Here is a 25,390-nt window from a genome sequence, read left to right as displayed (position 1 = left end):
CCGGACGCGGCGCCCGCCGACCCTGGATCCATGACCCCTGGTAACCCCCTGGAATCCGAGCGTGGCACCGCGCCCGCGCACACGCACCTGCCCGACCGGGACCTGCTGCTGCGGACCCTGCGGCCGATCGTCCCCGTCCTGTCCCCGGACGCCGTGGTGCGGGACGTGACCGCCGCCTACCTGTGGGGGGTGGACCTGGTCTCCCCCGGGGAGCGCATCACCCGGCTGCCGCCACGGGTGGCGCTACCGGCCGGCAGGGCGCTGCGGGGCATGCCGGTCGCGGTGCGCCGGGAGTGCGTGCCGTCCGCCGACCGGGTGGCGGTGGAGGGGATCCCCGTCACTTCCGCGGAGCGCACCGCGGCGGAGGTGGCGGCGCTGGCCCCGTCGGTCCCGGTGGCCACCGCGCGGCTGGACGCCTTCCTCGCCCGCGGGCTGGTCGATCCGCGGCGGCTGGCGGAGCACCGCGCGCCGTTCACCCGGGCCCAGTACGCGCGGTTGTGCACGGCGGCGGGCTACGCGTCGCCGCTGAGCCAGTCCCCGGCCGAGTCGTGGCTGCGGGCCGTCGTCCTCCAGGCGGGGCTGCCCCCGCCGGTGGTGCAGTGCCCCGTGGCGGTGCACCGCCGGGTGCTCCACGCCGACCTGGGGTGGCCCGAGTACCGGGTGGCGGTGGAGTACGACAGCCTGCTGCACCACTCCGGGCGCCGGCGGGAGTACCGCGACCGGGCCCGGTACGCACTGATGCGCGCGGCGGAGTGGGAGGTCGTCCCGGTGACGGTCTACGCGCTGCGGCTCCACCCGGTGGAACTCCTCCTGCGGATCCGCGACGTGCTGGAGTCCCGGGGCTGGAGCTGCCCCCCGCAACGGCGGGAGCGGATCCGCCGCGACATCCGGAGCCTGCGGCGCAGGCCGCCCCGGCTGCGGTGAGGGGGCGGACATGGATCGCGGACACGCGCTGATCGAGTACGCGGCGGTGCTGACGCTGGTGGCGGTGCTGGTCGCCGCGGTGCTCCCCGCCCGGCCGGGATGGGAGGGCGTGGAGCGCGCCCTGGACCGGGTGACGCGGGGCCCCGGCCCGTCCCCGGACCGGACACCGGACCCGGCCGCCGCCGCCGAGGCCCTGCTGCGGTGCGGCCGCGGGCTGCCGGGACCGGACCCGGTGGGCCGGGTGGACTGCGCGCTGGCCGTGCTGGCCCTGCTGGACTCGGACGTGCTGGAGGCGACGGTCCTGCGGCTGGAGGCGGACGAGCTGTACGAGCTCTTCTCCAGCCGCTCCTTCTCCGACGGCCCGGCCGCCCGGATCGTCGTCCGGTGGCTGTGGGAGCACGCCTCGGAGGAGGTGCTGCGCCGCCTGTCCCGGACCGCCACGTTCGGGTTCCTGGAACAGGCCCTGGACTCCCCCGCGGGAGACTGGGTCCTGGGGTTCGCGAGCACGGGTGGTGACCACTTGTACGCGATCATCGAACGGAACACCGCTCCGCCGCGTCGTACCGGGCGCACGCACAACACCGCGATGTCGTCCGGGTACTCCGGGCGACGACCCCCACCCCCCGCGGTCCGCGCACGCACGCGCGCACCGCAGAATCGAGGTCGAGGCCGTGTCGTCGATGTCGTCGTTGCCCGACACCGCGTCCGAGAACGAACCGCCGGTCCCCGGCGGACGCCCGGGGTGGCCGATGACCCTGGCCATCCTCGCCGTGTGCCTGGCCGTGGTGGCCAGCGGCTGGTGGGTGGCCCAGGTGGTCTTCAAGGAACCCGCCACCGCGCGGCCCGATCCCGAGGACGCGGCGGCGTTCGTGCTGGACGCCGCCGACCGGATGGACCTGGCCGACTCCTACGCGCTGTCCTTCACGCGGCTCCTGGACGGGACCGCCGTGGGCGAGGGCGCCGCCGCCTACGAGGTGTCCGGGAACCCGCGGTTCGAGCTGTCGTTCGCCTACACGGACGGCCCGGAGGTGTACCACTACGACCTGGGGGACGGTGTCCCCATCACGACGGCGGGACACGGGCTGCTGATCCCGGAGGAGCCGTCCGAGGCGGACCGGTACCTGTGCTCGGCGGAGTTCGGCTCCGCCAAGCTGCACGAGATCGCCGGTACGTCGACCGACCTGGGCCTGACCGCCCGGGAGGAGCTGGACACGGAGGAGGGCGGGCGCAACGCCCTGCGCTACGAGGGGACGTTCACCGCGCGGGTCGGCGGCTACGACGCCGAGGAGGGGGCGAACACCCTGGAGTCGGTGGCCGGGGCGGCGTTCACCCTGTGGCTGTCCCCCGACGGGCACCCGCTGCGGCTCGCCTACGGCACCCCGGACGGCCTGGAGGAGATCTACGAGTACGCGGCCCCATGAGACCCGCGCCCGCCCGGTCCCCGCGGCCGCGGCCGGAGGGCGGAGCGGCCGGGGCGCCGGGGGCCTTCCGGGGAGGGCGGACGTCCCCCGGTCCGGCGGCGACGGCGGCGCGCAACCCACAGGAGAGGCGGACGCCCCGGTCCGCGGTCGACCATGACGCGGGACCCCGGGGAGAGCGGACGTCCCCTGTCGGGCGGCGCGCACACGCGCCGCCCGCGGAAGTGGCGGCCGGGGCGCACGGCGCCGGTCGGACCGCCGGGAGGCTACCGGGGTACCGGGCCGGGTGACGCGGGAGGGGCCGCGGGCCCGGGCGGGGCCGCTGGCGCAGGTACGGGAACGGGGTCAGGAGGCTCCGGCGGTGGCGGAGACGATGTCGGGGACGTCGGCGGTGTCGTCGAGCTCGTAGGCGTAGGGGGGGTCGTCGACGGTGCCGAACAGCTCGGGCTGGGCGGTGTCCACCAGGAGGTTGTCGCGGGTGACCGTGGCCCCGGGGGCCTCGGCGTCCACGCGGACGGAGAGGCCGTAGCCGTCGAAGTAGTTGCCCTCCACGAGCACCGCCGCCCCGTGCCCGGACTCCACACCGTACTCGGCCGCGCCCCGGTAGAGGTTGTTGAACACGTGCACCTCTCCGCCGCGGACCCGGGGGCTGCGGGTGTCGGTCCCGTCGAAGAGGTTGTGGTGGACGCTCACGCGCAGCGCGCCCGGAGCCTCCTCCTCGCCGCCGATGCTCAGCGCCGCGTCGGCGTCGCGGAAGTGGTTGCGGGAGACCGTCACGTGGTCGGCGCCGTCGGTGACGCCGACCAGCGGGTCGCCGCCGCCGTCGCGCAGGGTGTTGCCGTCGATCCACACGTGGTGGGCGCCGCCGCGCACGACCACCGCCGTGCCGTCGGTCTCCAGCGCCAGGCCGCGGACGACGACGTTGGCCGCCCCGTCCACGACCAGGTGCCCGCCGGTGAGTTCGGCGGCCTCCTCGGGCGCGGCCACCAGGGTCTTGTCGGAGCCGATCTCCACGGCTCCGTCCAGGTCGATCTCCCCGGCCACCTCGACCACGAGGGGCTCCTCGGCGGCCAGGTGCCGGGCGAGCTCGTCGGCGTCGGCCGCGGTCACGGTCTCGCCGGCGGACCCGCCGGTGACCGCCGGGTACTCCTCGCCGTCCAGGTCCAGGGGCTGGGCCGCCCAGCCGAGGGCGGTGTCCGGGGCGCCGTCGCCGGGAGCGGGGCCCGAGGGGCTCGCACTCTCGTCACCGGTGTCGGGGGCGGGGGTCTCGACGCCGGCCTGGGCGGGTTCGGAGGCGGGGGCGGGAGCGGGGTCCTCCCCACCGGAGCAGGCGGCCAGGGCGGCGCCGAGCGCCAGGGCCGTCGCGACGGTGAGGAGCGAGCGTGCGGTCATGGGGAGCTTTCCAGCGAGCGGGGCGGTCCGGGGGTACCGAGGGGGTCGAGCCACACCTTGCCACAGCCCGGGCCGCGGTCCCAACCCGGCCCTGAGACGACGGGAGGGCGCCGCCCCGGTGAGGGGCGGCGCCCGAAAGGACGTCCGCCTGCGGCGCGGAGCCGCCGGCGGGCGCGTGGCGCGACCGGGAGGCTACTCCGCGGCCCAGCCGATGTTCTCGTAGACGTAGTCGCCGGTGAGGCCGTACTCACCCCAGTTGTGCAGGTTGTCCTTGAGGACGTACTGGCCGGGGCGCTCGAACATGGGGATGGTCAGGACCTCTTCCCACAGGGCGGCGTCGATCTGGTTGGCGATCTCGGCGTACCGGTCGGGGTCGGTCTCCTGGGACAGCTCCTCGAAGAGGTCGTTGATCTCCTCGGTGGAGTGGAAGCTGGTGTTGTTGCCCCAGTCGGTGCCCTCGTCGTTGTACGGGCCGCCGTAGTTGCCGGCGCTGTCGGTCGGGTACGGGTTGCTGCCGGTCAGCACGAACGCGGCCAGCTCGTAGTTGCCCGGGACGATGTAGTCCGAGAACAGGGCGTTGCCCGGCACGTGCTGGACGTCGACCTCGATGCCGATCTCCGCGAGCATCTCGCGGGTGATGTCGGCCTCGTCCTTGGCCAGCTGCATGTCGTCGGAGGCGACGTAGCTGAGGGTCAGGGTGTCGCCGTCGGCGTTGGTGCGGAAGTCGGCGCCCTCTTCGAGGGTCCAGCCGGCCTCGTCGAGGAGCTCGCCGGCCCGCTCCGGGTTGTAGTCGCCGATGTCGCCGCTGTTGTCCTGGTAGCCGTGCTGGCTGGAGCGCAGGAGGCGGTTGACATCGCCGGTGATGGGCCAGTCGACGGGGCTAAGGGCGACCTCGGCCAGGGTGTCGCGGTTGATGCCCATGGAGAGCGCGTGGCGGACGTTCTTGTCCTGGAGGATCTCGCTGCCGGCGTTCACCGAGACGAAGCGGTGGCCGTTGTTGACGGCGCGGGTGAAGTAGGAGCCCTCCTTGCCCTCGAGGAGCTGGTACCCGGCGGCGTCGTAGCCGAGGTAGAAGCCGTCGATCTCACCGTTGTTGAACGCGGTGGCCTGGCCGTCGATCGCCACGTTCACGAAGATGATCTCGTCGAGCAGGGCGAGGTCGCCCCACCAGTCCTCGTTGCGGGTGACGGTGATGCGCTGGGTGACCTCGTCGAACTGCGGGTCCGCGAACGGGCCGGCGGTGACGAACTCCTCGCCCTCGGTGTAGCCGTCGGCGAACAGCTCCTCGTCCTCCATGTACTCCTTGGGGTACACGATGTCGAAGAGCGCGGGCCAGTCGGCGTAGGGCTGGGAGAACTCCAGGCTGAAGGAGAACTCGTCCTCGCCCTCGACGACCTCCTCGATGTACTTGTAGCCGTCGTCGCCCCGGATCTCGAACTCGCCGTCGGTCTCGCCCTTGATGACGTCGACCATGGCGGCGTAGTCCTCCCAGGTCACCGGCTCGCCGGTGGACCAGGTGGCCTCGGGGTTGAGGGTGAAGTCGACCGTGAGGCCGTCATCGCTCACCCCGTAGTCGAGCACGAACTCCTCGCGCGGCTCGTAGGTGCCGTCGGGCTGGAAGCGCGTGATGGAGGGCATCAGGGCGGCCATGACGCGGCGGACGTCGCCCTTGTTGCCCTGGATGTGGACCATGTTGTACTGGTCCTCGTACTCGCTGAGGGCCCAGATGAACTGGCCGCCCTCCTGCAGGTCCTCGCGCGCGGCCGGGTTGAGGTCGGTCGCCTCCAGGGACGCGACCTCCTCCGAGGCCTCGTCGGGCGACTGCTCGTCGTTGCTGCACGCGCTGGCCGCGACGACCAGTGCGGCGACGGGGGCGAGATAACGCGCCTTCCCGATTCGCATGGGGATTCCTCCTATGGGGATGAGAAGGCCGACGCGCGGGGCGGCGCCGGCCCGTGCCGTACCGGACCGTCCGGGTTCAGAGGACCGTCTGCCGCTCCGCGAAGTGGCAGGCGGCCGCCTGGTCGCCACCGTTGGTGGCTTCGAGCGCCGGTTCGATGCTCATGCACCTCTCCTGTTCGGGTTCGGAGAGGGTGATGAACTTCTGGCACCTGGTGCGGAACCTGCAACCCGACGGCGGGTTGGCGGGGCTGGGCAGGTCGCCGTCCAAGACGATGTGCGTGCGGGCGCGCTCCTTCTCCGGGTCGGGGATGGGGATCGCGGACAGCAGCGCCTGGGTGTAGGGGTGGGCGGGGCGGGTGTACACCGCATCGGTGTCGCCGATCTCGACGATCTTGCCCAGGTACATCACGGCCACGCGGTCGGCGATGTGCCGGACCACGGACAGGTCGTGCGCGACGAAGAGGTACGACAGGCCCAGGCGGGCCTGGAGTTCCTCCAGGAGGTTGACCACGCCCGCCTGGATGGACACGTCCAGGGCGGACACGGGCTCGTCCAGCACGAGGAGCCTGGGCTCCAGGGCCAGGGCGCGGGCGATGCCGATGCGCTGGCGCTGTCCGCCGGAGAACTCCGCCGGGTAGCGGGTGGCGTGCTCGGTGTTGAGCCCGACCAGGTCCAGGAGCTCGTAGACGCGGGCGGTGGTCTCGGCCGCGGGGCGGCGGTGGGTGCGCAGCGGCTCCGCGATGATGTCGAAGACCGGCATGCGCGGGTCCAGCGAGCTCATCGGGTCCTGGAAGACGATCTGCATGTCGCGGCGGAGCGCGAACCGGTCCGCGCCGCCGAGGCCGGAGGTGTCGCGCCCCATGACGCTGACGCTGCCGCCCTGCGGCTTCTCCAGCCCCATGATCTCCATCAGGGTGGTGGACTTGCCGCAGCCGGACTCGCCGACCAGCGCCAGGGTCTCGCCCTCCCGGATGTCGAAGTCGATGCCGTCGACCGCGTAGACGGTCCCGACCCGGCGCTTGAACACCGCGCCCTTGGTCAGCGCGTGGTGCTTGATCAGCGACTCCACCCGCAGCATCTCGGGGCGGTCCTCGCGGCGCGTCTTCGCGGCGGGGACCTCGGGGATCTCCGGGATGGGGTAGATGTCCTGGGCGGTCCAGGCGTTGTCGGCGATCTCCCCGGAGCGGATGCACGCCACCCGCTGGACCCCGGTGTCGCTGACGCCGGCGGCCTCGGCGGGGGCGCCCGCCTCCCGGGCGGCCCGGATCTGCGCCTCGGAGGGCTGCTCGCCCACCGGGAGCAGGTCGGGCTCGGCCAGCGAGCACTCGGGCCGGACGATGGGGCAGCGCGGCGCGAAGGGGCAGCCGGGCGGCAGAGCGCTCAGCGAGGGCGGGGTGCCCTTGATGGGGACGAGGGCGCCCTGGCGCTCCAGGTCCATCCGGGGCACGGCGCCGAGCAGGCCCATGGTGTAGGGCATGCGGCTGCCGTAGTAGATCTCGTCGACGGTGCCCATCTCGACGGGGCGGCCCGCGTACATGACGAGCATCCGGTCGACGAACCCGGCGACGACGCCGAGGTCGTGGGTGATCATCACGATCGCCGCGCCGGTCTCCTCGCGGGCGGTGCGCAGCAGGTCCAGGATCTGCGCCTGGATGGTGACGTCCAGCGCGGTGGTGGGCTCGTCGCAGATGATGACGTCGGGGTCGTTGGCCATCGCCATGGCGATCATGACGCGCTGGCGCATGCCGCCGGAGAACTCGTGCGGGAACGACCGGTAGCGGCCCTCGGGGTTGGGGATGCCCACCAGGTCGAGCAGGCGGACGGCGCGCTCGCGCGCCTGCGCCTTGCCGGCCCCGGGGTTGTGCACCAGGACGGCCTCGGCCAGCTGGTCCCCCACGGTGTACACGGGGGTCAGGCCCGACAGCGGGTCCTGGAACACCATGGAGATGACCTTGCCGCGGCGGGTGGCCATCTCGCGGTCGTCCAGGCCCAGCAGCTCCTCGCCGTGCAGTTTGACCGAGCCGGTGATGACGGCGTGGTCGGGCAGCAGGCCCATGGCGGCCATGGACGAGACGGACTTGCCCGAGCCGGACTCGCCGACGATGCCGAGCACCTCGCCGCGGTGGACCGAGTAGCTGACGCCCCGCACGGCGTTCACGTCGGCGTTGCCGCCGAGCCCGCGGAAGGTGACGTGGAGGTCCCTGACCTCCAGCACCGGGGTCTCGTCGCCGGATCGCCCCGAGGCGGCCTCGGTGTTCTCGATGGTCTGTGCGCTCATGTGTGCTTCCCCCCTAGGACCGGCGCGACTTGGACTGCGGGTCCAGGGCGTCACGCAGCCCGTCCCCGATCATGTTCACCGCGAGCACCAGGATCACCAGGAGCAGCGTGGGGAACGCGAAGATCCACCAGCTGCTGTTGGCGAACTTGGACCCGTCCGCGATCACCACGCCCAGGCTGATGTCGGGCGGCTGGACGCCGAAGCCGAAGTAGCTCAGCGAGGTCTCGCCGATGATCGCGGTGCTCACCGCGATGGTGGCGTCCGCGATGAGCAGGGACGACATGTTGGGCAGGATGTGCCGGAGGATGATCTTGTGCGAGGGGACGCCCATGAACCGGGCGGCGTGGATGTACTCGCGCTCGCGCAGCGAGATGGTCATGCCGCGGATCATCTTGGACGTGACCATCCAGCTGAACGCCGCCAGGAGGATCACCAGGACGAACCAGCCGCCGTCGCCGAAGTGCTTGGACAGGATGGCCAGGATGACGAAGCTGGGCAGGACCAGGGCCAGGTCGGCGATCCACATCAGGGCCCGGTCGGTGATGCTGCCGAAGTAGCCGGCGAACGCGCCGACCAGGGCCGCGATCCCGGTGGAGAGCAGGGCCACCAGCAGTCCGATGAGCAGCGACTTCTGCAGGCCGGCGGTGGCCTGGGTGAAGACGTCCTGGCCGGTCTTGTTGGTGCCCATCCAGTGCTCGGGCGAGGGCTCGTCCAGGAGGGCGGTGAAGTCGCGCTCACCGACCTCCCAGCCGGTCATGAGCGGGCCGGTGAAGGCGAAGACGGCGAGCAGGGCCAGCAGGGCCAGCCCGATGATCACCCGGGGGGTGCCCAGGAGCTGGCGGACGATGGTCTTGACCCGGTTGGGCGCCGGCGGCACGGCGGGTGCCTTGGCTGCCTCCGTGCTCGTTTCGGTCGTGCTCATGACTGGCTCTCCAGCTCGACTGCGGCGGGAACGTACTGGCGGGGCGGGGTGTGCGCGGACGCGCGGTTCCGTGTCACGGTCACACCCGCACCCTCGGGTCGAGCCAGGCGTAGAGGATGTCCGAGAGGAAGGACGCCACCATGATGGTCACGGCCATGAAGCAGGAGGCAGCGGCCACGACGTGGACGTCCTGCTGGAAGATCGCGTCGATGAGCCAGGCGCCCATGCCGTGCCAGCCGTAGATCTTCTCGGTGAAGGTCGCGCCGGAGACCATCACTCCGAAGGTGAAGGTGAAGTACGTGATCGTGGGGATCAGGGCGGTGCGCAGGGCGTGCTTGAACAGCGCCTTGCGGCGGGTGAGGCCCTTGGCCATGGCCGTGCGCACGAAGTCGGACCCGAGCACGTCCAGCATCATGTTGCGCTGGTAGCGGGCGAAGGCCGCGAAGAGCGCGACGGCGAGCACGAACGTCGGCAGGATGGCATGGTGGACCCGGTTGAGCAGGAGCTCCCACCACTCCCCCCGGAAACCCGCCGAATACTCCCCGGAGAACAGGAAGAGCTGGAAGCCGGCCACCCCGTTGATCGCGGTGGCGCCCACCTGGACGCTGAGCGCGATGACCACGGTGGGGATGGCGAGCACGACGAACGAGGCCACGGTGGCGGCCTTGTCGAACATCCGGTACTGGCGCACCGCCGCGTAGGCGCCGATGGCGATGCCCAGGGCGCTGCCCAGGATGGTGGCGACGGTGATGAGCCGCAGGGTGACCCCGGCCTTGAGCCAGATCTGCGGGGTGACCTCGCGTCCCTGGATGGTCTGTCCGAAGTCGCCCTGGACCACGCCGCCGAGCCAGGTGACGTACCGCTGCGCCAGCGGCGTCTGGTCGTTCAGGTTCAGGGTGTCGAGCTGTGTGTTGATCGCCTCGGGGGTCGGCGGGGGCTGCATCTGCTCGAAGTAGCCGCGCGGGTACAGGTTGGTGGCGGCGAGCAGGTACGCGAAACTCGTCGCGAGGAAGATCAGGACGACGTAGTTCAACAGTCGCCTGACCAGGAACTTACCCAAAACTCTCTCCGAACCTCACTGCCGAGCCCGGCGCGGTGGTCTGCTGACAGGGGCGGTCTTTCGCCGAGGGCACTGGTGGTGAGCGGTTCGGAGCCGGTGCGGCGGGCGGCCGGTCGAGCGTCCGTGGTCCCGCTACCACCGGTGGGGGTCACTCCCGGTGACTGCCGAAACACTATTGCGTCCGATTCACGATCCGTGACCGGAATGTCAAGAGTCTGGGGCATCGCTGGACACTCGACGGTAACCAGTGCATCAAGAAAAGACAACGGAGCCGCTTTTCCCTACCAACAGATGGCGATTTGTCAAGCTTTACACATAAAGCAACGAGTGCATCACATATAGCAATAAAAGCCCGTTGAGCTGCACGGATGCCCGTACCGCCCCACACACTACGTCATCAGTGTTTACACCAAACCCGACAAAACCGGCAACCCTCCCACCAAGAGACGACAAGCCTTCGTCCGCCGGAAACCGTCCTCCGAAGTCCGCCGGGTCCGCGACAGCGTGTCCGGCGAACGCCCGCCCGCGGAAAGCCCCGAAGGCCTCCGGAGTGGATATCACCCAGCGTGAGTCCGCTCAACCCGGCCTCACGAGGACGCGTGAGGCCCCCTCGGCGCCGCCGATCACCGCGGCGACACGACCGGAGAGGGCCGGCCGGGGGAGCAGCGGGACCGTGCTGCGCCACCGTGCCATCCCCCGCCAGGCGCCCGGGCCGCGGGAGGCGTCGCCCGCGATGCCCGGCACGGTCCGGGCCGGCGGGTCGACGGGGGCCGTTCCACGTGAGGTGGGCCGGGCCGCCGGGTGCGGCGCCACCAGCGCGGCCGGGGGCCACCGGGCTCCCCGCGCCGCCCGCGACACGGCCGGGGCCCGGCGCGCGGATCCGGCCGCGACCGCCGGGATCGCACGGCCCGGGGGCGCGCCCGCGGCGATCAGCACCGCCGCCGGCCAGGGCCGACCCCGGGCGGCCGACCGACAGCGCGGTCGGGGCCGCCGCACCGGCCGGGGAGAGGTCGCCGCCGACGAGAACGTGCCCTTCGTCGGCGATACGGACGGCGGGGTCGGGTCGGAAGCCGAGGCCGGGCGGCAGCGGGGAGCGGGAGGCCATGCCCCTTACCTTGACGGGTCGCCGACGGGGTGCGCAAGACCCCGCGGAGGACGAAGAACCCCAGGGCGTTATCGCATCGTTACTCATTCCCCTGCGTCCCACCAGTCACGGATTCCCGCCCTTGACCGGTGGCATACCCTGGCCGAACACCCTCTTTATCCAGGTCAAGAGGGGTTGTTCTGACCCGGCCAGGTCGGCCGGGTCCCCGGGAGAGCACGGAGCGTATGCTATGCGCGAATACGCCCTTCAGTGTCGTGGGGCACATCCGCTACCGGACGGGGCCGACCGCCCCGGCCCGGCCCCCGTATTCCGACCGTCGCCGCCCTCCGGCCGTGCGCCCCGCCGCGCGGCGCCGCGCCCCTCCCTGCACCCGGGGGCCTCGACCAGTGTGTCCACCCAGCGCCGTGACCCCTCGGGGCATGGACGCGACACCGAGGGACAGGCGCCACCGCGCCCTGTCCGCCGAGAACACACCGGGGAGTGAACCGCCCGTGACCGCAGCAGCACCCCATGACCCCCTCGTCCACCCCGGTGCGAGCGGTGCGCGCCCGCCGGGGCGGCCCGGGGCACCCGACCCTTCCTCCGCGCACCGGCCCACCATGGAAGAACAGCGCAGATCCACCCGTCGCCGCTTTCCCGGCATGCCGAGCCAGATCGCCTACGCGCGCAGGTTCGTCGCCAGGCAGCTGGCCGACTGCCCCGACCCCACCACCGCCACGCTGCTGACCAGCGAGCTGGCGACCAACGCCATCACGCACAGCGGCTCGGGGGACTCCACCGGCAAGTTCGAGGTGTGCGTCCACCGCGCTCCGGGCTGGGCCCGGGTGGAGGTCCGCGACCTGGGCAACATGAACGAGACGCCCCGGCCCCAGCACCGGGACCCCTACGACACGGCCGAGCACGGCCGTGGCCTGGACCTGGTCGAGGCGCTCTCCAGCAAGTGGGGCAGCGAGCCCCGCGGCGACGGTATGGGCCGCCAGGTGTGGTTCGAGCTGGTGTGGGACGAGGCCGAAGAGGAGGCGTGACCCCGGGTCACTCCCCCGCCGCGGCGTCCTCCCCCGCGGTCCCGGGCGCCTCCGGCAGCCGGTAGCGCTCGTACAGCAGGCGCGCGTAGTCCTTCGCCTCCTGGGAGGGTTCGGCGCCCAGTTCCTCGCGAACGAGATCGTCGAGTGACTTCTTCTGCGTTTCCGTCATGTGTCGCAGCCTGCCGTTTCTGCGGCGATGACACAAATCAACGCTCCGGTCACAGGATGCCACTTGCGCCCCGGGAAAGGCGCGGGGCGCCCCGTGCCGCAGCACGGGACGCCCTCTGCCTCGGAAGGTTCGGCGCTAGCCGACGGTCTCCTTGGCGCGCTCCGCGTCGACCGCGGCGCGCTTGGACCGGCGCAGCTCCTCGCGGGAGGCCCGGCGGGCCGCCCGGCGCTGCTTGCCCCACTCCACCAGCTGGTAGAGGACCGGGACCAGGACCAGCGTCAGCAGGGTGGAGGTCACCAGGCCGCCGATCACCACCATCGCCAGCGGAGCGGAGATGAACGCGCCGCCGCCGGTGATCCCCAGGGCCATCGGGGTCAGCGCCGCGATGGTGGCCAGGGCCGTCATGAGGATCGGGCGCAGACGGTGCCGGGCACCCTCCACGATCGCCTCCGTGAGCGGCATCCCCCGGTTCTGGTTCTGGTTGATCAGGTCCATCAGGACGATGGCGTTGGTGATGACCACGCCGATGAGCATCAGCATGCCGACCAGGCCCGCGATGCCCAGCGCCGTGCCGGTGATCAGCAGCAGCGCCAGCGAGCCGGTGATCGCGAACGGGATCGAGATCAGCAGCATGAACGGCTGGAGCAGGCTCTTGAAGGTCGCCACCATGATGAGGTAGCAGATGACCACGGCGGCCAGCATGGCCAGCGCCATCTGCATGAAGCCCTCGCTCTGCTCCTGGCTGACGCCGCCCAGCGTGGCGGTGGCGCCCTGGGGCAGGTCCAGCGTGTCGAGCGCCGCGGTGATCTCGGTGCTGACGGCGCCGAGGTCGGAGGCGGTGACACTGGCCTCGACGGTGGTACTGGTGATGCCGTCGATGCGGGTGAGCTGCGGCGGCTGTTCCACCTCCACCACGTCGGCGACCTCGGACAGCTCCACCGGTCCGGAGACCGGCGACATGACGACCAGTTCCTCCAGGTCCCCGACCCCGGTGGGCGCCTCGACGGCGCGGACCACGATGTCGCGGCGGCTGTCGTCGACGGTGACGGTCCCGGCGGTCTGCCCGTTGAAGGCGGCGCTCACCTGGCCGCCGACGGCGGCCTCGGTCAGGCCCAGCTCGGCGGCCTTCTCCGCGTCGACGCGGACCTCCATCGCGGGCTGGGAGGCGGAGATGCCGTTGGTGACGTCGGCGGCGCCGTCGATCCCCTTCAGCTCCTCCTCCACCAGGCCGGCGGCCTCGGCCAGGACCTCCTGGTCGTCGGCGGTGACCCGGACCTCGATGCCCGAGCCCGCGCCCATCGCGCCCATGGCGCTCATGGTCGGCTCGTACTCGGTCTCCAGGTCGGCCAGGGAGTCGCGCAGCACGCCGCGGTTGCGCTCCTGGTCGGTGTCGGCGTCCGCGGTGATCGTGTAGTCGATCTGGGAGGCGCCGCCGCCGCCGAACGGGCCGGCCATGGCGCTGCCGCCGACGTTGGTCTGGTAGGACTCCACCCACGCGAACCCGGCGAGCATCTCCTCGACCTTGACGGCCTCGGCGTCGGCCTCCTCCAGCGAGGTGCCCGGGGGCAGCTCCTGGACGAGGGCGTAGGTGTTCTCCTCCGACTGGCCCATCCAGTCGGTCTCCAGCTGCCCGGCCATGTAGACCGTGCCGCCGAAGATGACCGCGGAGGCGGCCAGGGTGACGATCGTGGCCTGCCTGCGCTTGGTGGTGATCCAGCGGATGACCGGCAGGTAGGCGCGCTGCAGGGGGCTGCGGAGCTCGCGCTCGGTCTCCTCGCGCTCGACCTCCTCCTGGGTGGCGTCACCGATGTCGCGCGGCTTGAGGAACCAGTAGCAGAGCACCGGGATGATCGTGATCGACACGATCAGCGAGGCCAGCAGCGCCAGGCTGGCGGTGACCGCGAACGGCATGAACAGCTCGCCGACCATGCCGCCGACGAAGGCCAGCGGCAGGAAGACCGCCACGGTGGCGAGGGTGGAGGAGACCACCGCGCCCGCGACCTCGCGGACACCGGTCTTGACCGCCTCCAGCTTCTCCTTGCCGTAGTCCAGGTGCCTGCGGATGTTCTCCAGGACCACGATGGAGTCGTCGACGACGCGGCCGATGGAGATCGTGATGGCCGCGAGGGTGAGCATGTTCAGGGAGAACCCGAACACCTGCATGCCCAGGAAGGCGATCAGCACCGACACCGGGATGGACACCGCGGTGACCAGGGTGGAGCGGATCGACAGCAGGAAGACCAGGATGACCACCACAGCGGCGATCAGGCCCATGCCGCCCTCTTCGAGCATCGCGAGGATGGACTCGTTGATGTAGGGCGCCTGGTCGAAGACCACGGTGATGTCGATGTCGTCGCCGAGGACGTCGGCCTGCTCGTCGAGGACGCGCTCGACGCCCTCGGAGACCTCGACGGTGTTGCCGTCGGGGGTCTTCATGATCATGACGCCGACGCTCGGGTCGCCGTTGACGCGGGCCAGGGTGGTGGCGTCGTCGCGGACCAGCTCGACGTCGGCGACCTCGGAGAGGCGGACCGGCTCGGGCTGGGCGGCCGGGGGCGCGCCGGGCATCGCCGAGGTGGCGCCGGCCTCCGGGGCGGCCGGTCGGATCCAGATGTCCTCGACCTGCTCGACCGAGGTGAACTGGGAGCCGGTGGTGACGTTGAGGGTGCGGCCGTCGGAGTCGATGTCCCCGCCGGGCATGAGCTGCCCGCTGCCCTGGAGGGCCTCGGTGATGTCCTGGGCGGTGACGCCCGCGTCGGCCAGCTCGTCCTCGTCCGGGGTGATGACCAGGTCGGAGGAGATCGCGCCGGTGACCATCGCCGACCGGACGCCCTCGACGGACTCCAGCTCGGGGATGAGGTGGGTCTCCAGCGGCTCGATCATGGCCTGGTCGTCGCCGTCCCCGGCGCCCGCGGCGAGCATGACGACGGGCATCATGTCGAGGCTGAAGGAGGTGACACTGGTCTCCACGCCGTCGGGCAGCATGCCCGCGACCTGGTCGACCGCGATCTGGGTCTGGCGGACCAGGTCGTCCTGGTCGGAGCCGTAGTCGAACTCGACCGTGACCTGGGCCGACCCGCCGCTGGAGGTCGAGGTGACCGAGGTGGCCCCCGCGACGCCCTGCACGGCCTGCTCCAGCGGCACGGTGACCTGGTTCTCCACGACCTGCGGGGAGGCTCCCTGGTAGGTGCCGGAGACCATCACCATCGGCAGGGACATCTGCGGGAAGAGCTCCCGCTTGGCGGCCCCCGCGGCGAGCACCCCGAAGAAGAGCACGGCCAGGGTGATGAGCAGTACCAGCGCCCGGTTCTTGAGGGACATGACCGCTAGACGGTTCATCCGGTCACCCCTTCCGGGCGGGCGGAGCCCGCGGGCGGGGTCCTGAAAGCCGATCTGGACATGAGAGGTTCTCGCTCCTACTCGCTGCGGACGTCGGACCGGTCGGTGCCGTGCGCACCGGTCGTCGCCGCGGGGCGGCGGTCCGGTCCTCAAGACGTGGGGTGGGGATGCCGTGCCCGTCCGGACGGAATCCGGTCGCGGGACCGTCCCGTCCCGCGGGGTGTTCCGCCGGGCACCGCATCCGCCGGGCGCATCCCCACAATACGTCGCGTTATATCTGGACTTCTCGTCCTCGGACCTTGTTCGGGGGCCTTTCAGGGGCGCGTCAGTCTTCTGTCAGGGTCCGGCCCTGACCAAAGTTAGGGACACGCGACAGAAGTCGGAGATCCACCGCCCGGACATGGGTGTTCGCTACGTTCAGCGACCCCTTCGCGCCTGTAACGGGCATCACAGTGCCAGGTTCCGGACATCCGCAACGGCGGCCACAGGAGCACGGGAAGGGAAAGAGGAGTGCGGGGTGGGGCCGGGGGGCAGGGAGGGGATCAGCCGGCCCGGAGCCCGGGCCCGTCGGCCTCCCCGGATCCTCCGGCGGGGGCCTCGTGCGGGCGCCCGGTGCCCCAGACGACGCGGAGCAGGTCCTCCAGGGCGTGGGCGAGCGAGGCGTCGACGAGTTCGTAGGCGACCCGGCGCCCGTGGGCGTGGGTGCGCACCAGTCCGCAGTCCCGCAGGCAGGACAGGTGGTTCGAGACGTTCTGCCGGGTCAGGCCGAGGCGTTCGGCCAGTTCGGCGGGGTAGCCGGGGCCTTCGAGGAGCGCCAGCAGGAGCCGGCAGCGGGTCGGGTCGGACAGGGCGCGGCCGAGCCGCTGGACGGCGGAGAGGCGCTGCTCGGAGGTCAACATGAAAATCATTATACATGGTTTGCTGTATAGACAGCCCAGGCTGTATAAACGGTGGTGACCGGACAGACGTGCGCACGCACAGGAGGAGGGGACCCATGGGCGCCGGACACGGGCACGGGCACGGACACGGGCACACGGCGGGGGCCGCCCACCGGGGCCGGCTCGCACTCGTGCTCGCGCTCATGCTCTGCGTTGCGGTGGTCCAGGTCGCGGGCGCGGCGTTCAGCGGCAGCCTCGCCCTGCTCGCCGACGCGGGGCACACCGTCACGGACTCCTTCGGGGTGGCCCTGGCCCTGGTCGCCGTGTGGATCGCCGCCCGCCCGGCCCGGGGCCGCAGCACCTTCGGGCACCAGCGGGCCGAGATCCTGGCCGCCGCCGCCAACGCCCTGGTGCTGTTCGCCCTGTGCGGGTTCATCGTGGTGGAGGCCGTGGACCGGCTCCGCTCCCCCGCCGAGGTGTCCGGTCCGGGCATGGTCGCCGTCGCCGCCGTGGGCCTGGTCGCCAACATCGTGGGAGCCCTGGTCCTGCGCTCGGGCGCCCGGGAGAGCCTCAACGTCAAGGGCGCCTACCTGGAGGTCGTCAGCGACGCCCTGGCCTCGGTGGGCGTCATCATCGGAGGCCTCGTCGTCTGGCTCACCGGCTGGACCCAGGCCGACACCGTCGTCTCCCTCGTCATCGCCGCGATCATCGTGCCCCGCGCCTGGTCCCTGCTGCGGGAGGCCGTGCACATCCTGCTGGAGTCCGCGCCCCGCGGCATGGACCTGGACGAGGTGCGCCGCCACCTGCTCGACCACCCGGCCGTGGTGGACGTCCACGACCTGCACATCTGGACCATCACCTCGGGGGTGCCGGTGATGTCGGCGCACGTGGTCGTCCCGCCGGAGCGGCTGCTCGACTCCGGGCGCACCCTGGACGAGTTGCACGCCTGCCTGGCCGGGCACTTCGACGTCGAGCACTCCACCCTCCAGCTGGAGCCCCCCGGGCACACCGACCACGAGGGCGCGCGGCACGTCTGAGCAGGGCGCGCCCCGGCCGGTATCGGACGGTCGCCGTGCCCGTTGCGCAGAGGTTTGGCAGAATCGTTCGCGATCGGAAGAACGAGGAGCCGCAGCCGTGTCGAGTGAACCCGCCGCAGGGTCGTCCGCCTTCACCGCACGGGCGGCGGTCCGGTGACCCGACCGGACGGCCGGGGGCCGCGGGACCGCCCGCCGGAGCGGCGCCGGGGCCCCTTCGCGGCCCTGTCCGGGGCGGTGCGGACGATGCGGGCCAAGGCCCGGCAGGAGCCCAACCCGCACCCGTGGGGAAAACCCGCCCAGCTGTTCCTTCTGGTGTTCGTCACGGTGGACCTGATCGGCACCGGCCTGCTCATGACCCCGGTGACCACCAACGACCTGCACGGCCTGGGCTTCGTCGACGCCCTGTTCACCGCCACCTCGGCCCTCTCGGTCTGTGGCCTGACGGTCCTCACCCTGGGCGAGGAGCTGAACATCGTCGGGCAGCTGATCGTCCTGTTCCTCATGCAGGTCGGGGGCATCGGCATCATGACCCTGGCGTCCCTGCTCGGCGTCGCGGTCATCCACAAGTTCGGCCTGCGGATGCAGCTGGCGGTGCGCGCCGAGCTGCCCACCGTCGCGGCCGGGGACGTGAGCGGCGTGGTCAGCCGGGTCGCGAAGATCTGCCTGATCGTCGAGGGGCTGGTGTTCCTGTGCATCACCCCGCGCCTGTGGCTCGGCTACGACATGTCGCTGGGCGAGGCCGCCTACTCGGGCCTGTTCCACTCGGTGTCGGCGTTCACCAACGCGGGCCTGGCCCTGTACTCCGACAGCTTCATGCGCTTCTCGGGGGACCCGTTCATCCTGGTCCCCTGCGCCGTCGCGATCATCCTGGGGGCGTTCGGGTTCCCCGTGCTGGTCGAGATCCGCCGGCGCCTGCGCACGCCCCGGCGGTGGTCGCTGCACACCAAGCTCACCCTGACGACCACCGTGGTGCTGTACGCGGCGGGCATCGTGCTGGTCACGGCCATGGAGTGGAGCAACCCGGCCACCCTGGGCGCGATGCCGTGGTACGCGCGGTTCACCGACGGCTTCTTCCACGGGGTGGTCCCCCGCAGCGGCGGCTTCAACTCCCTGGCGACCGGGGAGATGCGGGACTCGACCCTGCTGCTGACGATCATGCTGATGTTCGTGGGCGGGGGGAGCGGCGGCACCGCGGGGGGCATCAAGGTCGCCACCCTGGCGGTGATCGTCCTGGTGATCCTCGCCGAGGTGCGCGGCCACAGCACGGTCCACGTGTTCGACCGCCAGCTGCCCAACGAGGTGATCAGGCAGGCGCTGAGCCTCATCTTCCTGTCCGCGACGGTGATCGCCGTGTGCACGATCATCCTGTTGGAGGGCACGCGGTTCCACCTGCTCCCGGTGCTGTTCGAGGTGGTGTCGGCCTTCGGCGTGGTGGGCATGTCGACGGGTATCACCGCGGACCTGCCCGGCTGGGGCCAGTGCATGCTCACCCTCCTCATGGTGGCCGGGCGGATCGGGCCCATCACCTTCGTGACCGCGCTGGCCTTCCGGGACCGCCGCCGCCGCTACTCCCTGGCCGAGTCCCGGCCGATCATCGGCTGACCGCCGCAGCAACGAAAAGAGGTCTCCCCGTGCCGCAGCACAGGCGTCCCGACGACAAGCGCGTCCTGGTCATCGGGCTGGGAAGGTTCGGCAGCTCGCTGGCGCTGGAGCTGGTGGACCGGGGGTGGGAGGTGCTGGGAGTGGACTCCAACGCGCGCCTGGTGCAGACCTTCGCCGACGCCCTGACCCACACGGTGATCGCGGACAGCACCGACGAGGAGGCGCTGCGCCAGATCGGCGCCCCCGAGTTCACCCGGGCGGTGGTGGCGATCGGCACGCACCTGGAGGAGAGCATCCTCACCACGTCCCTCCTGGTCGACATGGGGGTGTCGACGATCTGGGCGAAGGCGACCAGCCGCCGGCACGGGAGGATCCTGGAGCAGGTCGGGGCCCACCACGTGGTCCAGCCCGAGCACGACATGGGCGAGCGGGTGGCCCACCTGCTGTCCGGCCGGATGCTCGACTACGTGGAGCTGGAGGAGGGCTTCTCCCTGGGCAAGACCAAGGCGCCCAAGGAGCTGATCGGCAAGCCCCTGCGCGAGACGAAGGTCCGCCAGAAGTACGGGATCACGGTGGTGTCGGTGAAGCGGATCAACTCGCCCTTCACCTACGCCACCGAGGAGACCGTGCTGCAGAAGGGCGACGTGATCGTGGTGGCGGGCCGGACGGACGACGTGGAGCGGTTCTCCGAGGTCATCTGAGGACCGCGGAGCGCGGATCACCGCATTCGGGGAGATCAGCGGTCAAATTGACAACCGTTTTCATTTTCCCGATCATGGTCCCCATGCGTACGATCCTGCGAACCGCCGCGCTGACCGCGGTGGCACTGATGACGGCCACCGCCTGCGGCGGCGGCGAGGGTTCCACGGCCGGCGGGGAGGGTCCCGCCCCCGCCGACGCCGACCTCACCGTGGTCACCGGCGTCTACCCCCTGGAGTGGCTGGCCCAGGAGGTCGGCGGCGAGGGAGTGGCCGTGCTCCAGCTGACCGAGCCGGGCATGGAGCCCCACGACCTGGAGCTGACGGGCCGCCAGATCGGCGAGCTCACCGAGGCCGACCTCGCGTTCTACGTGTCCGGCCTCCAGCCCGCCGTGGACGAGGCCGTCGAGCAGGAGGCCTCCGACCGGGCGCTGGACGTGGCCGACGTCGTGGAGCTGCACCCCGTCGGGGAGGGCGGCCACGACCACGGGGACGACGACGGCCACGGACACGAGGACGAGCACGGGCACGACGAGGACGGGCACGGCCACGAGGACGAGGACGGGCACGCCGAGGAGGAGGCGCAGGGCGACGGCCACGACCACGGCGACTTCGACCCCCACTTCTGGCTCGACGTCGACCTCATGGCCACGACCGCCCAGGCCCTGGGCGAGCGGCTGGGCGAGCTGAACCCGGACGCCGCCGACGAGTACACCGCCAACGCCGAGGCGGTCTCCGCCGACCTGGAGGCGATCGGCCGGGAGTACGAGGAGGGCCTGGCCTCCTGCGAGCGCAACGAGGTCGTGGTGGGCCACACCGCCTTCTCCTACCTGACCGAGCACTACGGCCTGGAGCAGGTGGGCGTCTCGGGCGTGGACCCCGACAGCGAGCCCTCCCCCACCCAGATCGCGGACATCGCCGACTTCGTCCGCGAGCACGGCGTCACCACGATCTTCACCGAGCCGCTCATGCCCGAGGCGACCGCGCAGACCATCGCCGCGGAGACCGGCGCCTCGGTGGAGGTCCTCGACCCGCTGGAGGGCGTCACCGACGACTCCCCGGGCGACGACTACCCGTCGATCATGCGCGGGAACCTGGAGGCGCTGCGGACCGCGCTGTCCTGCTCCTGACTCCCCCCGGGCCCCGCCGGACGCCGCGAGAGGCGACCGGCGGGGCTCCGTCGTGCGCGGGGGCCGGAGCCGCGGCTTCGGGTGCGCGTTTCGCCCCGAGATGCCCTTCCTGCGGAAGCACCCCGTCCTAGCACGTGCGACTGATGGGCGCGAATCCCGGACAAGTGGCGAGCGTCACGCTATCCTGGGGAACGTGCCAATGCGACTGCACGTGCATTTGGCAGTGCAGACGCACGGCACTTCCCCTCGTTTGACTCCAAAGGAGAACTTCGGCATGACCCCGTACAACGGCATCAACGCGACCGACCTGACCGAGGCCGCCTGGCAGAAGTCCCAGCGCAGCAACTCCCAGGGCGCCTGCGTCGAGATGGCGCGCCTGACCGACGGCTCCATCGCCGTCCGCAACTCCCGGTTCCCGTCCGGACCCGCCCTGGTCTACACCCAGGAGGAGATCGACTGCCTCATCCTGGGCGCCAAGGACGGGGACTTCGACAACCTGCTGGGCTGAGCGGGCCATCGCGCCGGCTTCCCCGCGGAACCCGGTCGGGGGGTCGCACCCGAGGGGTGGGACCCCCCGCACGCGTCGGCCCGGCGGGGCACCGCGGGCAGCGGGACGGCCGCCCCCGCGGCGGGTCCCGCGCACGCCCTCCGGGGGAGGGGGCGGGGGCGCACTCCCCCGGAACCGGGCGCGGGCCGGCGGGGACTCCGGCGGCACGGACGCCCCGGACACCGGCGGCACCGCGGAGAACGACGAAGGACCCCGTCGGGGGACGGGGTCCTTCTGTCGTCGTCGGCCGACCGGCTCAGTCCCGGTCCGCCGCGTCCTCGTCGGGTTCCCCGTCCGGGCCGCCGGAGAAGTCCTTGAGGATGGACCGCAGCATCTCCAGGCTCTCGTCGGGGGTCGCGGCGGAGACGCTCAGCCGGGTCATCGCCTTGGTGTAGGCCTCGACCACGCCCGGGCGGTCGTTCAGCTCCCCGTCGTGGAGCTGCTCCAGGTACACCATGTCGGCGAGCTCGTAGTCGGAGTAGCGCAGCAGGGTGAACGAGCCCGCCTCGGCGGCGTGCGCGCCGACCGAGAAGGGGATGATCTGGATGGTGATGTTGTCCTTCTCCGTGCTGAGCCGGACCAGGTGCTCGATCTGGCGGCGCATCACGCCCAGGCCCTTGGTGGTCACGCCGATGGGGCGGCGGACCGCGGCCTCGTCGAGGATGACCCACATGCGCATCTTGGCGTCGGTCTCGACGCGCTTCTGTCTCTTCAGCCGCGCCGCGAGCCGCTGCTCGGCGACCGTGTCGGCGGCGTCGACGCCGCTGAAGATGATCTCGCGGGCGTACTCCTCCGTCTGGAGCAGACCCGGGATGAACTGCGACTCGTAGATGCGGATCTGGTCGGCGGCCTCCTCGAACCCGATGTAATGGGTCAGCCACTTGTGGAGGGACTCGCCGAACTCCTTCCACCAACCGGGCTTGTTGGATTCCTTCGCGACTTCGAGCATTTCCTTGATCGTGCGGCGGTCGGTGCCGTACAACTTCAGGAGGTCCTCGATATCGCGCAGCTTGAAACCGACCCTGCCGAGTTCCATACGGCTGATCTTGGATGCCGAAGCGCGAATCCGCGCACCCGCGTCCTCCCGGCTGATACCACGCTGTTCGCGTCGGCTGCGCAGTTCGTGGCCGAGCAGCATGCGACGCACGGTGGGGCCACTCCCCTTGCGCAATCGAGCGATATCCACGTTCGCCGCCTCCCTGTCATTCCCGCACCGGGCGTCCGCACGCGCGGGACACCCGAGTACACGATATAGCCGATGTGATCGCGGTACCGGGGCCGGTCGCCTCCGGTCCCCTCCACTCCGCGGATCCGTGTCCGCAGGGGGCGGTGCGGAGGACGCCGTCCCGGCTCCGCCGGTTCACACGAATTGCGCCCAAACGAACTTTCCTCCGGGAGGAGTGGGAATCACACCCCACTCTCGCGCGAAGGCGCTCACCAAGGCAAGTCCCCGGCCGCCCTCCATGGTCGGGTCGGACCTCCTTCTGCGCGGCAGGCGATCTCCTCCGTCACGAACCGCGCAGATGAATTCGCCCCCGCTTCTCATGAGGGAGAGTTGAATACTCCCACCGCCCGGCCCCGCCGACACCAGCGGCCCGCCGTGGCGGACGGCATTGGTGACCAATTCCGAAACGACGACGGCGACATCGGGGGACAAGTGGTCCATCGCCCATTCCCTGAGCAGGGCTTCGGAAATCTCCCGTGCGGCCGACACGGAGTGGGCGCGGGGGGCGAAGGTCCACGTGACGGCGTCGTGCCGGTCGCCGCACAGGGGCGTGTTCCAGCGGCGGGAGCCGTGGGTGAGGACCCTGAGCCACCAGCCCCCGGTGGGCTCCATGACCGTCTCCGCACACTCCATGCCTTCCACTCCTCCCCGAACCGGTCGGGCGCGTGCTGCTGCACGGATCGAATGCACGTGCATCTTGGTCTTGCCAGACATCGTAGGCCACCCGGGGACGGCGTGCAGGAAAACCGGGGGACCGGATCCGGCGCTCGTCCGCACCCGGGGAGACCGCCCAGGTGGCGCCGCGTGCGTCCGGGCCGGGGGGCTTTCCGGATAACACCCCCGCGCACTTACCGACCGGTAGGAATGTCGATAGGATTCCTCCGCGCCCACCCCGAGAATTCTGGAGGTAACCCATGTCCGCAACGCCCCGAGTGGCCATTGTGACCGGAGCGGCCCGTGGTATCGGTGCCGCCACGGCGGAGCGCCTGGCGGCCGAGGGCCGGGCGGTCGCCGTCCTGGACCTGGAGGAGTCCGACGCGCAGCAGGTCGTGGACCGGATCACCGCGGCCGGGGGGACCGCGCTGGCGGTGGGCTGCGACGTCGCCGACGAGGACCGGGTGGCCGCCGCGGTCGACACCGTCGCCGAGCGCCTGGGGGCTCCCTCGATCCTGGTGAACAACGCCGGCGTGCTGCGCGACAACCTGCTGTTCAAGATGTCCGCCTCGGACTGGGACACCGTCATGAACGTGCACCTGCGCGGCTCCTTCCTCATGAGCCGGGCGGCCCAGGCGCACATGACCCCGCAGAACTGGGGCCGGATCGTCAACCTGTCCAGCTCCTCGGCGCTGGGCAACCGGGGCCAGGCCAACTACTCCGCCGCCAAGGCGGGGCTCCAGGGGTTCACCAAGACGCTGGCGATCGAGCTGGGCAGGTTCGGGGTCACCGTCAACGCCGTCGCTCCGGGCTTCGTGGAGACCGCGATGACCCGCGCCACCGCCGAGCGCATCGGCGTCTCCTACGACGACATGAAGAAGTTCAAGGAGGCGGAGATCCCGGTCCGCCGGGTGGGCCTGCCCGAGGACATCGCCAACGCGGTGGCCTTCTTCACCGCCGAGGCCTCCGGGTTCGTCTCCGGCCAGGTGCTGTACGTGGCCGGCGGCCCCCTGGACTAGGGCCGGGCGCTAGCGGCTCAGGTGGCCCGCCGGGTGGCCGACCGGCGGGTCCTCCAGGGTGGCGGCGACCTCCGCGACCAGCTCCTCGACCAGGGCGACCCCCGTGTCGTAGCCCGCGTTGCCCTCGGACATGACCGCGACCAGGTACTGGCGGTGGGGGCCGTCCACGTAGCCGACGCTGTTGACCGCCCAGCGGCCGCCGTCGGACTCCCGGGGCGTCCACCCGTTCTTCAGCCCCACGGTGTCCCGGGGCCCGGCCGCGGCGGACACGCCCCAGGCCTGCTCGGGGGCGACCGACTCCATGAGGCCGCGGACCAGCGCCCGCTGGTCGGCGGTGAGCGGCCCCTCCTCCGTGTACAGGGCCCGCAGCAGCCGGACCTGGTCGGCGGGCGTGGTCACGACGGCGCCCCACACCCCGTGCGGGTGCGGCTCCGTCCCGGTGAGCCCGAGCCGGGCGGCCCCCTCGGAGAAGCCCGGGTTGTAGCCGATCCGCGCGTAGAGCCCGTTGGTGACCTCGTTGTCGCTGTAGCGGATCATGTCCTCGGCCAGGCCGCGCTCGGCCGCGGTCAGGTCCCGGCCCTCGTCTCCCGCGCGCAGCACCAGCAGGGTGAGGATCATCAGCTTGGACACGCTGGCCGTGGGGAAGCCCTCCTGGGCGCCGTGGCTGAACGTCGCCCCGGTGCGCAGGTCCTGCACCGCGATCCCCGCGCGGGCCCCGCTGTCGCCGATGATCCCCTCCACCCGGGCCGCCAGGCCGTCGTACTGGCCCGCGGTGAGGACGGGCCCGCCGGCGGCGGGGGCGGTCACGGGGGCGAAGGGGACCGGCGGCAGCGCGCTCTCGGTCAGCATGGCGCGCACCAGCGCGGGATCGGCCCCGGGCAGGGCGACGGAGGAGGCCTGCGGGGACACGACCAGCAGCAGGACGAGGGCCGCCACCAGGAGGGCGCGCAGGCCGCGCGGGGCACGGGGGAGGCCGGCGGAGGGACACCGGGGCACACGATCACCGGTTCATGGACACGTTGTTCAGTGGCTTGGCTTGTCCATTATCCCGCCCGAATCCCGCACT

At 71.6% G+C, this 25,390-nt stretch carries 20 protein-coding genes; 9 read left to right on the top strand and 11 right to left on the bottom strand.

What is annotated here, in order from left to right; genetic code table 11:
• The first annotated feature begins 30 nt into the window (after positions 1-30).
• Both BUE45_RS04845 and BUE45_RS04840 read left to right on the top strand, forming a co-directional pair.
• Entirely contained in the window at positions 31-924 is an 894-nt protein-coding gene (locus tag BUE45_RS04845) for a hypothetical protein (protein WP_073375617.1), read from the top strand.
• A 671-nt stretch (positions 925-1,595) separates the two neighbouring features.
• Entirely contained in the window at positions 1,596-2,345 is a 750-nt protein-coding gene (locus BUE45_RS04840; protein WP_143173272.1) for a hypothetical protein, read from the top strand.
• A gap of 342 nt (positions 2,346-2,687) precedes the next feature.
• On the opposite strand, the gene BUE45_RS04835 is transcribed toward BUE45_RS04840, so the two are convergent.
• The 5 genes from BUE45_RS04835 to BUE45_RS04815 all read right to left on the bottom strand — a co-directional run bounded on the left by BUE45_RS04835 (position 2,688) and on the right by BUE45_RS04815 (position 9,896).
• Positions 2,688-3,734 (bottom strand): pectate lyase family protein, encoded by a 1,047-nt coding sequence (locus tag BUE45_RS04835; RefSeq protein WP_073375613.1) that lies wholly within the window; start codon positions 3,732-3,734, stop codon positions 2,688-2,690.
• A 192-nt stretch (positions 3,735-3,926) separates the two neighbouring features.
• The gene (locus BUE45_RS04830) at positions 3,927-5,636 is read right to left on the bottom strand and encodes an ABC transporter family substrate-binding protein (protein ID WP_073375611.1); all 1,710 of its coding nucleotides are present in this window, start codon (positions 5,634-5,636) and stop codon (positions 3,927-3,929) included.
• 76 nt (positions 5,637-5,712) lie between these two features.
• Entirely contained in the window at positions 5,713-7,914 is a 2,202-nt protein-coding gene (locus BUE45_RS04825) for a dipeptide ABC transporter ATP-binding protein (RefSeq protein ID WP_073375609.1), read from the bottom strand.
• Between the two features lie 13 nt (positions 7,915-7,927).
• Complete coding sequence (locus tag BUE45_RS04820) at positions 7,928-8,836, bottom strand: ABC transporter permease (protein ID WP_073375607.1); 909 nt, start codon at positions 8,834-8,836, stop codon at positions 7,928-7,930.
• 79 nt (positions 8,837-8,915) lie between these two features.
• Positions 8,916-9,896, bottom strand: coding sequence for an ABC transporter permease (locus tag BUE45_RS04815; protein WP_073375605.1), 981 nt, complete (start codon positions 9,894-9,896; stop codon positions 8,916-8,918).
• Between the two features lie 1,704 nt (positions 9,897-11,600).
• Here BUE45_RS04815 and BUE45_RS04805 point away from each other — a divergent pair.
• The gene (locus tag BUE45_RS04805; protein ID WP_084736943.1) at positions 11,601-12,026 is read left to right on the top strand and encodes an ATP-binding protein; all 426 of its coding nucleotides are present in this window, start codon (positions 11,601-11,603) and stop codon (positions 12,024-12,026) included.
• Positions 12,027-12,033: 7 nt separating this feature from the next.
• Here BUE45_RS04805 and BUE45_RS32410 read toward each other — a convergent pair whose 3' ends face one another.
• From BUE45_RS32410 to cmtR, 3 genes are all read right to left on the bottom strand, one after another.
• Complete coding sequence (locus BUE45_RS32410) at positions 12,034-12,195, bottom strand: hypothetical protein (RefSeq protein ID WP_178378457.1); 162 nt, start codon at positions 12,193-12,195, stop codon at positions 12,034-12,036.
• Positions 12,196-12,330: 135 nt separating this feature from the next.
• Positions 12,331-15,534, bottom strand: a complete 3,204-nt coding sequence (locus BUE45_RS04800) for an efflux RND transporter permease subunit (RefSeq protein ID WP_073375600.1) — start codon at positions 15,532-15,534, stop codon at positions 12,331-12,333.
• A gap of 542 nt (positions 15,535-16,076) precedes the next feature.
• On the bottom strand, positions 16,077-16,433 hold the full coding sequence (cmtR, locus tag BUE45_RS04795; protein WP_073375598.1) for a Cd(II)/Pb(II)-sensing metalloregulatory transcriptional regulator CmtR: 357 nt from the start codon (positions 16,431-16,433) through the stop codon (positions 16,077-16,079).
• A gap of 95 nt (positions 16,434-16,528) precedes the next feature.
• Here cmtR and BUE45_RS04790 point away from each other — a divergent pair, with 95 nt between their 5' ends.
• The 5 genes from BUE45_RS04790 (at position 16,529) to BUE45_RS04770 (ending at position 21,387) form a co-directional block, all read left to right on the top strand.
• A complete protein-coding gene (locus BUE45_RS04790; RefSeq protein WP_073375596.1) occupies positions 16,529-17,449 on the top strand; it encodes a cation diffusion facilitator family transporter in 921 nt (306 codons plus the stop codon).
• A 243-nt stretch (positions 17,450-17,692) separates the two neighbouring features.
• The gene (locus tag BUE45_RS04785) at positions 17,693-19,051 is read left to right on the top strand and encodes a TrkH family potassium uptake protein (RefSeq protein ID WP_084736988.1); all 1,359 of its coding nucleotides are present in this window, start codon (positions 17,693-17,695) and stop codon (positions 19,049-19,051) included.
• 29 nt (positions 19,052-19,080) lie between these two features.
• Positions 19,081-19,752, top strand: coding sequence for a potassium channel family protein (locus tag BUE45_RS04780; protein ID WP_073375594.1), 672 nt, complete (start codon positions 19,081-19,083; stop codon positions 19,750-19,752).
• An 83-nt stretch (positions 19,753-19,835) separates the two neighbouring features.
• Positions 19,836-20,879, top strand: a complete 1,044-nt coding sequence (locus BUE45_RS04775) for a metal ABC transporter substrate-binding protein (RefSeq protein ID WP_073376399.1) — start codon at positions 19,836-19,838, stop codon at positions 20,877-20,879.
• Positions 20,880-21,153: 274 nt separating this feature from the next.
• The gene (locus BUE45_RS04770; protein WP_073375592.1) at positions 21,154-21,387 is read left to right on the top strand and encodes a DUF397 domain-containing protein; all 234 of its coding nucleotides are present in this window, start codon (positions 21,154-21,156) and stop codon (positions 21,385-21,387) included.
• A 295-nt stretch (positions 21,388-21,682) separates the two neighbouring features.
• Here BUE45_RS04770 and BUE45_RS04765 read toward each other — a convergent pair whose 3' ends face one another.
• A complete protein-coding gene (locus BUE45_RS04765) occupies positions 21,683-22,564 on the bottom strand; it encodes a helix-turn-helix domain-containing protein (RefSeq protein WP_073375590.1) in 882 nt (293 codons plus the stop codon).
• Between the two features lie 222 nt (positions 22,565-22,786).
• Positions 22,787-23,284 carry an ATP-binding protein gene (locus BUE45_RS04760; RefSeq protein WP_073375588.1) on the bottom strand — a complete coding sequence of 166 codons (498 nt, stop codon included), beginning with the start codon at positions 23,282-23,284 and terminating at the stop codon, positions 22,787-22,789.
• Positions 23,285-23,583: 299 nt separating this feature from the next.
• On the opposite strand from BUE45_RS04760, the gene BUE45_RS04755 reads away from it, so the two are divergent.
• Positions 23,584-24,324, top strand: coding sequence for an SDR family oxidoreductase (locus tag BUE45_RS04755; protein WP_245832808.1), 741 nt, complete (start codon positions 23,584-23,586; stop codon positions 24,322-24,324).
• A 9-nt stretch (positions 24,325-24,333) separates the two neighbouring features.
• On the opposite strand, the gene BUE45_RS04750 is transcribed toward BUE45_RS04755, so the two are convergent.
• Positions 24,334-25,260, bottom strand: a complete 927-nt coding sequence (locus tag BUE45_RS04750) for a serine hydrolase (RefSeq protein WP_245832806.1) — start codon at positions 25,258-25,260, stop codon at positions 24,334-24,336.
• Positions 25,261-25,390 lie beyond the last annotated feature (130 nt).

This window comes from Nocardiopsis flavescens, assembly GCF_900141985.1.
In the GTDB taxonomy this organism is placed as follows: Bacteria; Actinomycetota; Actinomycetes; order Streptosporangiales; family Streptosporangiaceae; genus Nocardiopsis; species Nocardiopsis flavescens.
Note: the sequence above shows the minus strand (reverse complement) of the source record. Positions and strands in the feature narration are given on the sequence as shown.